This window comes from Streptomyces sp. NBC_01471 (assembly GCF_041438865.1).
Classification (GTDB): Bacteria; Actinomycetota; Actinomycetes; order Streptomycetales; family Streptomycetaceae; genus Streptomyces.
Map to the genome: position 1 here is coordinate 7,140,819 of NZ_CP109450.1, position 12,736 is coordinate 7,153,554.

The 12,736-nt window shown below is 70.2% G+C and carries 12 protein-coding genes; all 12 read right to left on the reverse strand.

From position 1 onward, the window contains the following. Positions 1-38: 38 nt before the first annotated feature. The 12 genes from OG285_RS32200 to OG285_RS32255 all read right to left on the reverse strand — a co-directional run bounded on the left by OG285_RS32200 (position 39) and on the right by OG285_RS32255 (position 12,550). On the reverse strand, positions 39-263 hold the full coding sequence (locus OG285_RS32200) for a hypothetical protein (protein WP_371792991.1): 225 nt from the start codon (positions 261-263) through the stop codon (positions 39-41). A gap of 89 nt (positions 264-352) precedes the next feature. Further along, the gene (locus OG285_RS32205; RefSeq protein ID WP_371792992.1) at positions 353-574 is read right to left on the reverse strand and encodes a hypothetical protein; all 222 of its coding nucleotides are present in this window, start codon (positions 572-574) and stop codon (positions 353-355) included. A gap of 77 nt (positions 575-651) precedes the next feature. Next, entirely contained in the window at positions 652-1,821 is a 1,170-nt protein-coding gene (locus OG285_RS32210; protein ID WP_371792993.1) for a hypothetical protein, read from the reverse strand. 52 nt (positions 1,822-1,873) lie between these two features. Beyond that, positions 1,874-3,784, reverse strand: coding sequence for a glycoside hydrolase family 15 protein (locus OG285_RS32215; RefSeq protein WP_371792994.1), 1,911 nt, complete (start codon positions 3,782-3,784; stop codon positions 1,874-1,876). Positions 3,785-3,848: 64 nt separating this feature from the next. Continuing rightward, positions 3,849-6,974, reverse strand: coding sequence for a lantibiotic dehydratase (locus OG285_RS32220; protein ID WP_371792995.1), 3,126 nt, complete (start codon positions 6,972-6,974; stop codon positions 3,849-3,851). Between the two features lie 59 nt (positions 6,975-7,033). Next, positions 7,034-7,207 carry a hypothetical protein gene (locus OG285_RS32225; RefSeq protein ID WP_371792996.1) on the reverse strand — a complete coding sequence of 58 codons (174 nt, stop codon included), beginning with the start codon at positions 7,205-7,207 and terminating at the stop codon, positions 7,034-7,036. A 2-nt stretch (positions 7,208-7,209) separates the two neighbouring features. After that, a complete protein-coding gene (locus tag OG285_RS32230) occupies positions 7,210-7,638 on the reverse strand; it encodes a hypothetical protein (protein ID WP_371792997.1) in 429 nt (142 codons plus the stop codon). After that, positions 7,635-8,861 (reverse strand): cytochrome P450, encoded by a 1,227-nt coding sequence (locus OG285_RS32235; RefSeq protein ID WP_371792998.1) that lies wholly within the window; start codon positions 8,859-8,861, stop codon positions 7,635-7,637. Before OG285_RS32235 ends, OG285_RS32230 begins: the two co-directional genes overlap by 4 nt. Positions 8,862-8,894: 33 nt before the next feature. Beyond that, complete coding sequence (locus OG285_RS32240; RefSeq protein WP_371792999.1) at positions 8,895-9,476, reverse strand: ATP/GTP-binding protein; 582 nt, start codon at positions 9,474-9,476, stop codon at positions 8,895-8,897. Further along, positions 9,463-9,825, reverse strand: a complete 363-nt coding sequence (locus tag OG285_RS32245; protein WP_371793000.1) for a DUF742 domain-containing protein — start codon at positions 9,823-9,825, stop codon at positions 9,463-9,465. The genes OG285_RS32240 and OG285_RS32245 overlap by 14 nt, the downstream gene beginning before the upstream one ends. Before the next feature lie 5 nt (positions 9,826-9,830). Next, a complete protein-coding gene (locus OG285_RS32250; protein ID WP_371793001.1) occupies positions 9,831-10,265 on the reverse strand; it encodes a roadblock/LC7 domain-containing protein in 435 nt (144 codons plus the stop codon). After that, the gene (locus tag OG285_RS32255) at positions 10,262-12,550 is read right to left on the reverse strand and encodes a nitrate- and nitrite sensing domain-containing protein (RefSeq protein ID WP_371793002.1); all 2,289 of its coding nucleotides are present in this window, start codon (positions 12,548-12,550) and stop codon (positions 10,262-10,264) included. Before OG285_RS32255 ends, OG285_RS32250 begins: the two co-directional genes overlap by 4 nt. Between the last annotated feature and the right edge of the window lie 186 nt (positions 12,551-12,736).

Consider the following 12,736-nt stretch of genomic DNA (forward strand, 5'->3'; position numbering starts at 1 on the left):
CTCCGTACGTAGGAACGAGATCAGCAAGCGCGGGGTGATTACCAGAGGCCGCCGTTGCCGTCGTGCCACAGGTGACCGGAGCGGTCGGGTTCGCCCGTGGCTCCGCCCGAGGACATGGTGGTGGGGAGGTCGTGCCCGGCCGGGCGAGGAGTGATCTGCCGGGCGTAGTCAAACGGCAGGTCGGACTCCTGAGCGGGGACGGGCTGCGGAGCGGTGCACAAGGTCAGAGCGAGGGGAATCACGTTCGGAGCGAGGGGAGTCACGGGTTCTCCATTGGTAGAGGGAGTGTGGATGGTCGCCTCTTCGCCGCGATGCGGAGGCTCAGCGGCAAAGGGGCGAGTGCTCATGGGAGTTACGGGATGCGGCCCGGCAGCATGGCCAGCGAGAGCAGGGCCAGGCAGACGAGTGGGAAGGCTGCGCAGCCCAGCCAGTACGCCCGGATGAAGCTTGGTTCGGGCCGTGGTTTGGGCGACGTGGAGCCGTTGAGGACACGATGCCTCGCGAGGACGTGACGTCCGAGGGCGGCCAGGAATGCGGGCAGCACGCCGTATTCGAAGACCGCATGGCAGATCACGGAGAGCCCCCCGAGGTCGAGCTGAGGACACCCGCGCCCAGGGGGGCCGGGTCTTCCTGTTGGGGGCTGACCCGATGTCATCCACGGCGACCATCACGGCCTCCCGGGGCGGAGGTGACGCTGGACAGCGTCTCGTGCCGTCCGTCGAGCCCGGTGGGAACCAGCTCCGATTTCGCTGAGCCTTCCCCGTGGGCCTGTTCGGGCGTGCTGGCGCCGGGTTCTTCAGAGGGGCCGGTTGCCGGCTCGCTCGCGGTTCGGCGGCGGTTCACCACGTAGCGCTCGAACAGGCCCACGAGGACGGCTATGGCGATGCCGACTGGAACACGAACGGTAAGGAAGGGCAGCGGCATGAGGAACAAGGTCAAGGTGTCGAAGCAGGCGTGGGCGACGGCCAGCGGTGTGAGCCGGTGCCACCGGCGGTACAGGTAGACGCGGCCGGCGGCGAAGGCGAGCATGCCGAGGCCGGGGAGTCCCATGTACAGGTGGGCAACCACTTCGAGGCCGCAGATCAGGGTGTAGATCTCCCAGGCGGGGCGCCGGGCGGCGGACAGCAGAGCGGTAGTCGCGCCGACCATGACCAGGTCCTCCAGGACCACGGTGGCCGGCACGGCAATGATGACCTGCCAGGGTGAGGTGACGCCGATGGCTGTCAGCTGGCTGGTCTGCATCACCGGGCCCCAGTCGAAATACAGCATGACCGAAGCGAGTGCGGTTGCGAGCCCGCCTCCTGCCACGCACACCATCATGGCGCTCTGGCCGGCCTCCCAGGCGCTGACACGGCTCGTGTGCGTCCTGTGCTCCGGGGCGGCGATGCCCAGCCGGTGGGCTGTGATTCCGTGACGCGCGCATACCTCCAGTGCCAGCCAGGCGAGACTGACTGTGGCCGCAGCCGGCTGGATGTATGGGTGGCCTGCACCCGGCGCGGAGAGCAGCACGGCGGAAGCGCCGGCCGCGACGGCGAGCCATCGCTGACAGACCCTCCAGGCGTGGTGACGCCGGTAACTCACCGTCCGGCATATGACCAGCCACCCGAGCCAGATCAACTTGGCGAACGAAAGCACCAGTTCGCCGTATGCGAGCAGCGTCCAGACGCGGGGGTCCTGTACGCCGAGCATTTGTACGAATGCGGCGAGGGCTGCGCCGAGCGGTGTGAAGCACGCTATGAGGAGCAGCAGTGTCACATCGCGCCAGATGCGTGCTGGGGTGCCGGGGGTGAATAACGGGCTGTTCGCCGTGGCCGTGCTCATGGAGTCCGTTCTGGGCGGGGTGTTCGCCCTGTCGTTAGTGATGCCGTTGGTGTCAGTGGCGCGCGACGGGTGTTCCGGACCCGAGGGGGCGGGAAGGTTCAGTGGCGGCTGGACTGCTGAACGAGACAAACGGCCCCACATCGTCGCGGGCTGCGGTTTGGTCCTCGGAGGCCAGCCGGAGCGCGGCGGAGACCAGCGCGAAGTGGCTGAAGGCCTGTGGGAAGTTGCCGAGCTGCCGGTGAGCGACGCAGTCGTACTCCTCGGCGAGCAGTCCGACGTCGTTGGCGAGGGACAGGAGTTTTTCGAACAGTGCGGTCGCCTCCGCGGTCCGGCCGATCATCGTCAGGGCCTCGACCAGCCAGAAAGAACAGGCAAGGAAGGCGCCCTCGTCGCCGGTCAGGCCGTCGGCTCCGGTCACGGTTCCCGCCGTGCGGTAGCGCAGGATCAGGCCGTCGCCACCGGTGGACAGCTCGCGCTGGATCGCCTCGATGGTGCCGATGACCCGCTTGTCGTCCGACGGGAGGAAGCCCACCAGGGGAATGAGCAGCAGGGAGGCGTCCAGTTCGGCGGAGCCGTAGGACTGGGTGAAGGTGTTGCGGACCTGGTCGTAGCCGTGGGCGCACACGTCGGCATGGATGGCGTCCCGCAGCTTGCGCCACTTCTCGACGGGGCCGGTGGCGCGGCCGGCCTCGATCCGGCGGACCATCCGGTCGGCGGCGACCCAGCCCATGACCTTCGAGTGCACGAAGTGCCGCTCGGGCCCGCGCATCTCCCAGATTCCCGCGTCCGGCAAGTGCCAGCGGGCCTCGACCTGGGTGAGCAGAGCGCTCTGGAGGGCGAAGGCGTCGTCGCAGGGAGCGAGGCCGGCTTCCTCGGCGAGGTGGAAGGCGTCGAGGACTTCACCGAACACGTCGAGCTGTGGCTGATGGGCGGCGCCGTTGCCGATGCGTACCGGCTGGGAGCCTTCCAGCCCGGGAAGATGGGGCAGGGTGCTCTCACGGAGGTCGCGGTCGCCCTTGATCGAGTACATGATCTGCACGGTGGCGGGGTCGCCGGCGATGGCCCGGGCGAGCCAGTCCCGCCAGGCGGCTGCTTCTTCCACGTGACCGGTGAGCGCCAGGACGCTCAGCGCGATCGCAGCGTCCCGCAGCCAGGTGTAGCGGTAGTCCCAGTTCCGCTCGCCACCGATCTCCTCGGGCAGCGAGGTGGTAGGCGCGGCGACCATACCGCCGGTGGGAGCGTAGGTGAGGGCCTTGAGGACGATCAGCGAGCGGCTCACAGCCTCCTGGTAAGGGCCGGTGTACGTGCTGCGGGCGGACCAGTCGGACCAGAAGGCGATAGTGCTTTCCAGGGCGGCCGCGGGATCGGGGCGGGGCGGCGCGGGCAGGTGGGAGGGCTGCCAGGACAGTGCGAGGACCTGATACTCCCCGGTGGGGACGCAGAACGTGGCTTCCACGTTCCCGTCCGCGTGCTTACTTAGCGGTGTCGAGGAGTCCAGGTAGAGGGCGTCCGGTCCGGCGAGTGCCGCGTACCGGTCACCGCCGAACTGATGGGGGTGACGCACCAGGCGGGGCGCGACCTTGCCGTAGGCGAAGCGGACCAGGATCCGCGAGGACATCTGCACCAGGCCGCGGACGCCTTGGACGACACGGATCAGCTGGGGGTTGCCGCAGCCGGGAGTCCGGGTCGGCATGAAGTCCAGGACGCGGGCCTGTCCGTTGTGCGTGGTCCAGGTCGTCTCCAGTACGAGGGTGCCCGGCAGGTACCGGCGTCGTACCTGGGCATCGGAGGCGGTGGGGCGCAGGTCCCACGAGCCGTGCTGCGGGGTGCCGACCAGCGAGGCGAACGCGGCGGGGGAGTCGAAGTCGGGCAGGCACTGCCAGCTGACTGAGCCGCGGTGGTGGATCAGAGCGGCGGTGTGCATGTCACCGACGAGAGCGTGGTCCTCGATGAGCGCGGTCATGAAGGGTCCGTTCAGGTTGAGCGCCGGCTTCGAAGCGGCCGGCGGTTTATGCGGGTACGGGCGGTCAGTGCGTCTGCTGGCGGCGGGGCCGCGTGCTGGCGAGGGAGATGGCCCGGGCCAGGCGCCACGCGGTGCCTTCGGAGGTCTCACCGACGTGGTGCAGGTGGGCGGTCAGCAGTGCGCGGAGCACGGCGTCCGGATCCACAGGAGGGGAGGTGCGCAGGACGTTGCGGTACGTGGCCAGTGCCTCGTGGCGTCGCGCCCAGGGACCGTCGACGAGACCGGTGGCGCCCGGGATGCGTCGCAGTTCGGCCCACCCGTCGTCAGGGGCGGCGAGCGTGCGGGCCTGTTGCACCAGCGGGCGGGGCAGCGGCGCGGCAGCGGCCGGCTTGGGCTGGGCGGCCAGCCACTTCATCCCCTCGGTGACGTCTTGGTGGAAGCCGGCCGCGATGGCGAGGATGTTGGCTGCCACCAGTACCGGCTGAGGGGCCGGGAAGGGCGGGCGAGCCAGTTGATAGGCGATGGCCTCCGTGTCGGCGCTGAACGTGTTCTCCGCGGCGGTCAGCGTGTCCCCTGCCCCCCACAGGCCCATGTGCGGCCGGTACGGGACGAGGGTGACCTCGCCGACGACTCCGGCGTCGTTCAGGTGTGCGGTCCACTGTCCGAACCGGCACAGGGCGTCGGCCGCGTCGGCCGGATGAGGCAGACGGAGGGTCAACTCGGTGTGCGGATGGTCGCCTTCGTCGTGGGCGGTGACCCACCACACGCAGTGGGGAAGATCGGCGACCAGCGGCGGGAGGTGATCGGTGAGCAGCGCGCGACGCACCTGGGGCTGGCAGTGCAGGCGGGCGGAGAGGTAGCGGGAGGCGCCGGGCAGGTGGGCATGGTCGCGGCGGACGACCGGCGCGCTGTGCACGACCGGCGCGGGCCGGGCGGGCGCCGAGGACGCCAGGTAGGCGACGAACTCGTGGGACCGCCCGCCGCACCAGCCGTAGGCGTCTTCCGGCTCGGCCTCGGCGAGGGTGAGCTGACCGAAGTGGGGCCGGTCCATGCGGGAGCGCAGCAGCTCACGGTGCGCCGGGTGCTCCAGGTCCAGGCGGAGCCGGTTGTCGTAGCGCTCCAGGTAGACGTGGCGCGGCAGCCTCCACCGCTCGCGCAGTGCGGCGAAGGACTCGTCCCACTCGGCGGTCGAGGCGCTCGTAGTGGGCAGACCGGTGTGGTCCAGGCGCCAGGTGGCCGGGCTGAGGATGCTGCGTCCGGCCCGTACGCGCGGCCGGAACGCCAGGTGCCGGGCCGCGCCCCAGTCCCACGCGTCGAGGTTGCCGATGCTGCCGATGAGCCGGCTGCTCTGGCCGCGCTGGAGTTCGTCGATGAACCGCGCGACCGTGGGCGTTTGGCATTCGAGCTGGAGAGGGTGAGGGATCGCGGCCTCCAGCACGCGTCCCCGCGACAGGGAGACAAGGTGCAGCCGCTCCCCGTGGCAGGTCACCGCAAGATCGCACAAAGGGATGAGGTCAGGGTCCGCGGGCCGGTGCTCGGACAGGGAGATCAAGGGGGCGACCAGACGGGGTGTGCGTGTGATGTAGGACGCCTTCGGCATCAGTGAGGGGAAGGACACCTGAACGGGCAAGGCGCCTTGTACCGTCGTCGGCCGCCGGGCCAGCATTCCCAGCAGGTCACTGGGCGAGCTGTCCTCGGCGAGCAGAGCGGCGAGCCGGCCGCCGCTGAAGTGGCCCCACCCGCGGCCGGTGCGGCGCACCGCGAGGCTGAAGTCACCGGCGTCCAGGCGTTGCACGCTGGCGGCATACACCGAGGCGGTCAGCTCCACGTGCGCCGGCACGTCCTGTGCAGTCGTGGGTGTTTGCCCGGCGGTGAGCCGGTGGATGAGGTCCTCGTCGAGGACGAGCTCCTCTCCCGCTGCCCAGGCGCGCTGGGCGAGCGTCATCAGGAGCCGGTCGCGGTGCAGGGTGTCGGGCTCGGGGGCCCGCGCGGTGCCGAGGAAGTCCTCGGGCAGGCCGAGGCCGCAGTGCGGGTCGAGCAGGTCCGTCAGCGCGACCAACGTGCCCTCCCCGTAACGGTTGCGGAAGCGCTCCCGGTAGCGGAGCCACGCTTGGGTCCCTCGCGGCTCCGGGGTGACCTGGGCCAGGACGCCGGCGGCCGTCTCCGCCTCCCAGGCCACCGCCCTCGGGAGAACGAGCTCCGCGTCCACGCGGGTGTCCACAGCGAGCGGGGTGGGCTCGTCGGCGATCCGCCGCATCCGGGTGACGATCGCGGTTCGCTGCCGGTCGGCCTTCTCCGACACCGGGTTGTGGCCGTCGAGGTCACGCATTTGTGCGTGAATCTCCCGCAGGGCGAGGGCCAGGTCCGCTGCCGGGCCGCTGTCCATGGCACCCACGCGGTCGAGTTCACCGGCCACGTATCCCAGAGTGTCCGTCTCGGTGCCCGAGGGCTGCAGACTGGTCAGCAGCATCCGCCGGGCAATGAGCACGTCCAGCAGTTCTTCGGCTCCGTGCGTGCCGAGGTCGGGGTGGTCGGCGCTGAGTTCGCACACGATGTCCCGGTACGGCACAGGAGTGTGTGCCAGCTGGATGGCCGCCCTGACGGCGGCGGTGTGCCGGACCGACACCTCACGCACAGCCGTGCCCGTCTCCTCCACCTCGCGTGGCTGCCAGGGCAGGACCAGGCGCTCGCCGCGTACGCGCAGCGCGTTGTTGGCGCAGAGCCGCAGGCCCCGCCGGACCTCGGGGACGGCTTCCAGCTGCTGCACGACCGTGGCGAACCACATCCCGGCGGCCCGGGTAACCGTCCGGTGCTCGCTCCCCCACCGGGCTTCGGCACGCGCCCCGAAATGGCCATCGGTGACGCCGGCGTAGAGGCCGAAGGGGGTCGCCCGGTGGGTGAGGCGCAGGACGTAGCTGAGCAGGGTCAGGGCGATGCGCCGCATGGACTCCGCGTCGGCGGGCGTGTCCTTCAGGTTGTCGAGTTCGCGGGCGAGGTCTGGACTTGCGTGCCGGACGGCGGGCGCGATCTGCTGGACGTCCCAGACATCGAGCGCCCAGCGTCGCCACGAGGGCGTCGCGGCGGTCGTTGCCGTGGTCAGGTCCGGCGCCGGCGGGACGGGGAGGTCGTGGAGGAGCACGGACCGCACCATGATGCCGGGCTGGGCGCGGAACAGTGGTCGGGAGCCCATGGCTCTTGGCCTTCCTGCTGGAGACAGCTGTCGTAGTGGTGGGGGCCGGGCGCTGCCGGTCAGGCTTCGGGGAAGAAGTGCTCCAGCGCGTGCGCGGTGCGGGGGACTTCGGACTCCTGGGGATCAAGGACCTTGACGAGGTCGGGGCGCGGGGGCTGGTCGTGCGGGTCACGGTGGCCGTCGGTAGGCGAGGTGGCGGTCGCCGGAGAGGAGACGCGGCAGAGCGTGGGCATGGTCAGGACTCCGGTGCGGGAGAGGTGAAGCGGGACATCTCGGCGGCGATCAGGGTGACGATGGGGTGGACCAGCAAGGGCCGGCTGAGCAGGGGGCCGTCCCGGTTGATCCACCTGGAGGCGTTGTCGTGCGCGGAGAGCTGCGGGACCGTGACGCTCTCGCCCACCCCGAGATAGGTGGTGCCGTGCGGCCAGGCGGGGTCGCCGGACTCTACGGGCAGGAAGATCCCCCACCGGTCGGCGTGCGTGAAGATCCAGCCGATCGCGGAAGCTGCTGCCGATCGCGCGAGCCTGGCCATGACGAGCTGCGCGAGCGGCTCGGGCATGAGCAGGACCTCCCAGTCGGGTCCGACAGTCAGCGTCTGGAGCCGCAGGCCGGGTCGGGTAGGCAGGTCAAGGCCGTTTTGTGAGAGGAGAGTTGCGGCAGTCACGAAGTAGGTCCTTCGCCCGAGGCTGAGGCGCGGGGGCAGAGTTCGACAGCGATGGCGGCGTGGCTGTAGCCCCGCAGGAGGTTGTTGAGGACGCGGGTGGGGTCGCCGTCGAGGGCGAGGTGCGTGCAGCGGGCGGCCAGGGCCCGGAGAACGGCTCGGGCCTGGAGCTCGGCGAGCCGGATGCCGGCGCACAGGTGGGGGCCGCCGCCGAAGGCGAGGTGCTGGTTGTTGCGGGGGCGCCGGATGTCGTAGTCGGCGACTTCGTCTCCCCAGTGGCGGAGGTCGCGGCCGGCGGATCCGTACAGCAGCCACACCTGGTCACCCTCGGTCAGGTGGACGCCGCCGATGTCGGTGGCTTTGGTCAGTAGGCGGCCGAAGCCCTGTATGGGGGCTTCGAGTCTCAGAGCCTCGTGGAAGGCGGGTATGGCCCAGCGGATGGGGTTGCGGCGGAGGATCTGCCACTGCTCCGGGTGCCGGGCGAGCTGCACGAGACTGTCGGTGAGGCCCAGGACGGTGGTGTCGATGGCTGCGGCCGTGTACGCCGAGGCGAGGGGTACTGCGTCGCCTTCCTCGATCTGTCCGGCGTCGACAGCCTCGAAGATCGACGCCATCCATGACCCCGGGGTCACGTTCTCGCGGACCAGCTGCTCGTGGAGCATCTCGACCATGCGGGACGCCAGCGGCAGCGCCTGCTGGTAGCGGTCGCCGTGCGGGCCGAACACGTCGAAGGTGGCGGCGGCACCGGCCAGCTGCACCTCGCGGTCCGCGTCGCGCAGGCCCATCAGCTCCATCACGTTGTCGCAGACCACGTGCCGGGCCAGGGCGGCGGCGTTGAACCTGCCGGCCGCCGTGTACTGGTCCGCCAGGCGCTCGGCGCGGGCGGTGATACGGCCGTCCAGGGCCTTCATCGCGCGGGGAGCGAGCTGCGTGGACAGCACCCGGCGGAGCTTGGTGTGAGCGGAGCCGTCCGAGGCGAGGACCGTGCCGGCGAGGATCTCCTGGTTGGCCCGGTCGGTGAGGGCTATGCCGCCCTCGGACCCGAAGACCTCGGGGGTCTTGAGGATCGCGGCGATGTCGGCGTGCCGGGGAATGGCCCACACGCCGTACTTCTCCAGGTGCACGGCGGCGCCGGCACGTCGCAGATCGAAGTACGCGGGGTAGGGGTCGGCCAGGAGTTCGTCGGTGAAGAGGGGGATGGAGCTGGAGGGAGTGGTGGTCTGCATGGTCTCTCCCAATCGGGGGCTGATCAGCGGTGGTCAGGCGGTCGTGTTGGCGCGGGAGCGAGAGATCGCCCGGTCGAGCACGGCGAGCAGTACGTAGCGAACGGAACTGCGGTCACGGGCGTCGACCATGCAGATGTCGTCCTCGCTGACGGTCTTGAGGGCCGCGGCGATCTGGCTGCGGGTGTAGTCCTGCCGCTCGTCGAAACAGTTCGCGGCAACGACGTACGGCACGCCGCACTGGTCGAAGAAGTCGACGGCGGCGAAGGATGCTTCGAGCCGGCGGGTGTCGACCAGGACGATCGCCCCTTTGGCGCCTTCCACGAGGTCCGGCCACATGAACCAGAACCGGTCCTGTCCCGGGGTTCCGAAGAGCATGAGCACGTCCGTGGCGAAGGTGATCCGGCCGAAGTCCATGGCGACCGTCGTCGTGTCCTTGTCCGGGGTGCCTGCCAGGTCGTCGACGGTGGTGCTGAGCTGGCTCAGGCGTTCCTCGGTGCGCAGTGGTTTGATCTCGCTGATGGCGCCGATCAGCGTGGTCTTGCCGACGCCGAAGCCTCCGGCGACGAGGATCTTCACGCTCTGCGGCGGGTCGCTGCGCGGGTCAGAGGTGTTCAAGTCCGTTCCTGATTCTGAGGAGGAGGTCGGTGTCGGTGTTGCTGGTGGTGTCGCCGACGGTGCCTTGACGGGTGACGAGTTCGCGGTTCTCGAGCTCGGCGACGAGGGCAGCCGTGGGGGTGAGCTTGAGGCGGAGGTTTCCGGCGATCTCCGCCACGGCGACCCCGGTGGGCCGGTCGGCGAGACGCAGGACCATCTGCCACGTCTCCGGGACGCTGGCGAGCCGGCCCGGAGGGGCCGTCGTGCGGATCAACGTCTGCATGATGATCCGTCCGCCCTCGTCCACGCCCATCGCGGCCAGGCGCGGGGCCGTCCAGGCGAAGGGACGGACCCCGCGATGCGAGGGCATCGTGCTCAGCTCCCGACGGGGCGGGGCGCGGTGTCCATTCGGGGCCGGAACGCGGCGGCGATGCGGACCGTCTCGCGCACGGCGTCGCCGAGACGAGCGTCGATGGGGAGCACCACGACCAGCACGGATCCCTCGCCGCACGCGGTAGCAATCACGTGGTACCTCTCCAGCGTCAGGTTCAGGTGCTTGAACCTGCCGCCCTCCAGCGCCTCAGCCATCCCGCTGCCGAGGCTGGCCAGCCCCGAGGAAGCAGCAGCGACCGTGTCGTCCTGGCCGTCGGGCAGCCCGTACGCGCACCGCGCCAGACCGTCCGTGGCCAGCAACAGCATGCCGATGGCCGCGGACACGTTCTCCGCGAGCTGGTTGCGAAGGGTGTCGAACTGCTGCGCCTCACCCGGCTTCTTGGGGGCGACGGAGTTCGAGGACTGAGTGAGGCTCATCGCTGCTCTCCTGTGTCGGTGTACTTGATGTCGTCGAGGGCGTCGAACATGTCGGCGTCGGGTGCGGGCGGGGCCGCAGCGTGCGCCGACGGGCTGGGACTCCGCCTTGGTGCGTCGGTCCGGAGCTCGGCAGCGAGGTGGCTGCCCGGTTGCCGTTCGGGCAGCCCTCCGGCCGCGTTGTCCGATGCCTGGCCTGGGCGCGGGGCGGGCGTCACGGGCGAGGCCGGAGCCGTGCCCAATGCCTTCGCGTCCTGCTGGGTGCGGCGGAAATGCAGGCCGCTGCCCGTGACGAACGGTGCCGGGGCAGGTGCGGGCTCTGTGTCCGGCTGGTCTACGGGGGCTTCGGCGTGCAGGGCCCAGGGCACGAGGACGATGGCCGTCACCCCGCCGTAGGGGGAGTCCCGGAGTGTCACCGTCAGGCCCATGCGCTGAGAAAGCCGGCCGACGACGAAGAGGCCGAACTGGTCCGCCTCTGTCAGCTCCCGGTACAGCGGGGTATGCGCCAGGCGGGCGGTGAGCTCCGCCAGGTGCTCCGGCCCCATCGGCTGCCCGCGGTCCTCGACCTCGACGGCGATTCCTGCCGAGGTGCCCGAGACGCGGATGATGACGTCGAACTCCTTCGGGGAGAACTTCACAGCGTTCTCGATGAGTTCGGCCAGGAGGTGGATCAGCTCGGGCGCCGCTCCGGCCTTGATCCAGGCCTGCGCACGCACATCGTCCTTGGTCCGCCCCATGCCGGCGCTCTCGCTGATCGCGCTCATCACGACATCCGCGATGTAGACGGGGCGGTCGGAGCCCTCGTCCAGCCAGCCCCCGGAGAGCACCAGCAAATTCTCCAGCAGGCGCCGCTCGCGAGTCGCGGTGTACTCAAGCCCATAGAGGAGGCTGACCAGTTCGCGGTCGGAGTCGTATCGCTGCTGCAGGGTGTCCAAGTCGGCGAGCAGGGCGCGGGACAACCCCGCGGCCCGGGTGGCGGCCATCGCGCTGAACCGCTGGAAGCCGACTCGCTCCTCGTAGACCGTGAGCGCCGCGTCAGCGGCCTGACGGGCCAGGGAGTGAACCGCGCTCTCGATGCGGGTGAACTCGTCACCAACGACGATGGGTTCGGCAGGAAAGAGCGAGGTATCGGCGGCCCGGCCGTGCTGCAGGGCCTCGACGATGGCCGGCAGATGCTGCGTCGCCACGGCTGTCGCCTGGTCGCTCGCCTGGCGCGAGCGCCGGATGACGGTCCGCAGGAGCCCGATGATCAAAACCGTGATCACGACAATGGCGAGCAGGCTGCCGCCCACCAACCACAGCACCTGAGCCCGGATCTCATCCGCTCGTTGGAAGCCGTGAACGAGCAGCCCCTGCGTACGGGCCAGGTTCAGCGCGGCGATCTTCTGACTCACCCGGGCGTACGTGCCGTCCCAGTCCCGCAGCGTGGCGATGTTCTGCAGGTCGGCGCCGCCGTCCCCGCTGGGCGCGTTGATCACGGCCTGCTCGGCGCGCAGCAGCGCCTTCCAGTCCGCACTGGCCACGATGGCGTCGTACTGCGCCTTCTCCTTTGCCGGCAAGTACGGGGCGATCCACCGCTCATACATCACCTGCTGCACGCCGAAGGCAGAGGCGAACGCCGCCCGGTTGGCGGGAGTCATCCGACCCGACGGCAGGGAAGCGGCCAGCAGCGTGTCCTGCTGCGCGAGCGCGTCGCTGGCCCAGAACAGACCGACGAGCGGGCGGGTCTCCAGCGCGAGCGGCCCGTCGTCCATCGCGGACAATGCCTGGTAGAAGGCGATCATCCGCGCGATCAGGTCGGTGTAGTAGCCGGTCGCGTCGTCGGTGGTGTCCGTACGGGTGTCGATGTCGTGGCGGATCTGCGGGAGCTTCTTCAGGTGCGTGTAGATGTCCTGGACGTACTCCCAGCGGTGCCGCTCGTCCGTCTTGAGCGTGGTGCCGGACAGCGTCTTGAAGCTGGCTATGCCCTGGTCGGTCAGCCGACGTTGCTTGGCGAGGGCGGCCTTGTTCCCGGCAGTGGGGTGGACCAAGTACGCAGCGGTCAGCTTGCGTTCGGTCTGTGCGCCCACGAAGAGCGGCAGGCTCGCTTCCCCTCCGAGGCGGCCGGTGGCCGAGTCGCGTCGCAGGCTGTCCTGCCGCTGCCAGTCCGGCCATGCGTTCACCGCGACCGCGCCGATCAAGGCGGCGACCGTGATGACCGCGACCAGGACCAGCCGGGCGCGCACGGTCACGACGCGCCGGCGTTTTCTGCGCTGCCTCGGCTGGGTGGGGGAGATGTCGGGGGTCATGGAGTCCTCGGACGAAGGGGTCGGGAGTCGAACGGAAAGCGGGGTGTGGACCGGCTGCCGCGGGGTGGCTCTGGGAATCGCGACAGCCGGGACGGCGGCAAGACGGGGGCTTGCCACCTCGCTCACGGCTTCCGGGATCCGTCCGGCGAGTGTGCGCCGAGCGGTCCCCCAGAGTCGGAAACCGAA

Excerpts from the sequence above, each read along its gene's own strand:
- OG285_RS32255 (WP_371793002.1), bottom strand. The coding sequence starts at position 12,550 with ATGACCCCCGACATCTCCCCCACCCAGCCGAGGCAGCGCAGAAAACGC.
- OG285_RS32245 (WP_371793000.1), bottom strand. The coding sequence starts at position 9,825 with ATGCCCTCGCATCGCGGGGTCCGTCCCTTCGCCTGGACGGCCCCGCGC.
- OG285_RS32220 (WP_371792995.1), bottom strand. The coding sequence starts at position 6,974 with ATGGGCTCCCGACCACTGTTCCGCGCCCAGCCCGGCATCATGGTGCGG.
- OG285_RS32210 (WP_371792993.1), bottom strand. The coding sequence starts at position 1,821 with ATGAGCACGGCCACGGCGAACAGCCCGTTATTCACCCCCGGCACCCCA.
- OG285_RS32235 (WP_371792998.1), bottom strand. The coding sequence starts at position 8,861 with ATGCAGACCACCACTCCCTCCAGCTCCATCCCCCTCTTCACCGACGAA.
- OG285_RS32215 (WP_371792994.1), bottom strand. The coding sequence starts at position 3,784 with ATGACCGCGCTCATCGAGGACCACGCTCTCGTCGGTGACATGCACACC.
- OG285_RS32250 (WP_371793001.1), bottom strand. The coding sequence starts at position 10,265 with ATGAGCCTCACTCAGTCCTCGAACTCCGTCGCCCCCAAGAAGCCGGGT.
- OG285_RS32225 (WP_371792996.1), bottom strand. The coding sequence starts at position 7,207 with ATGCCCACGCTCTGCCGCGTCTCCTCTCCGGCGACCGCCACCTCGCCT.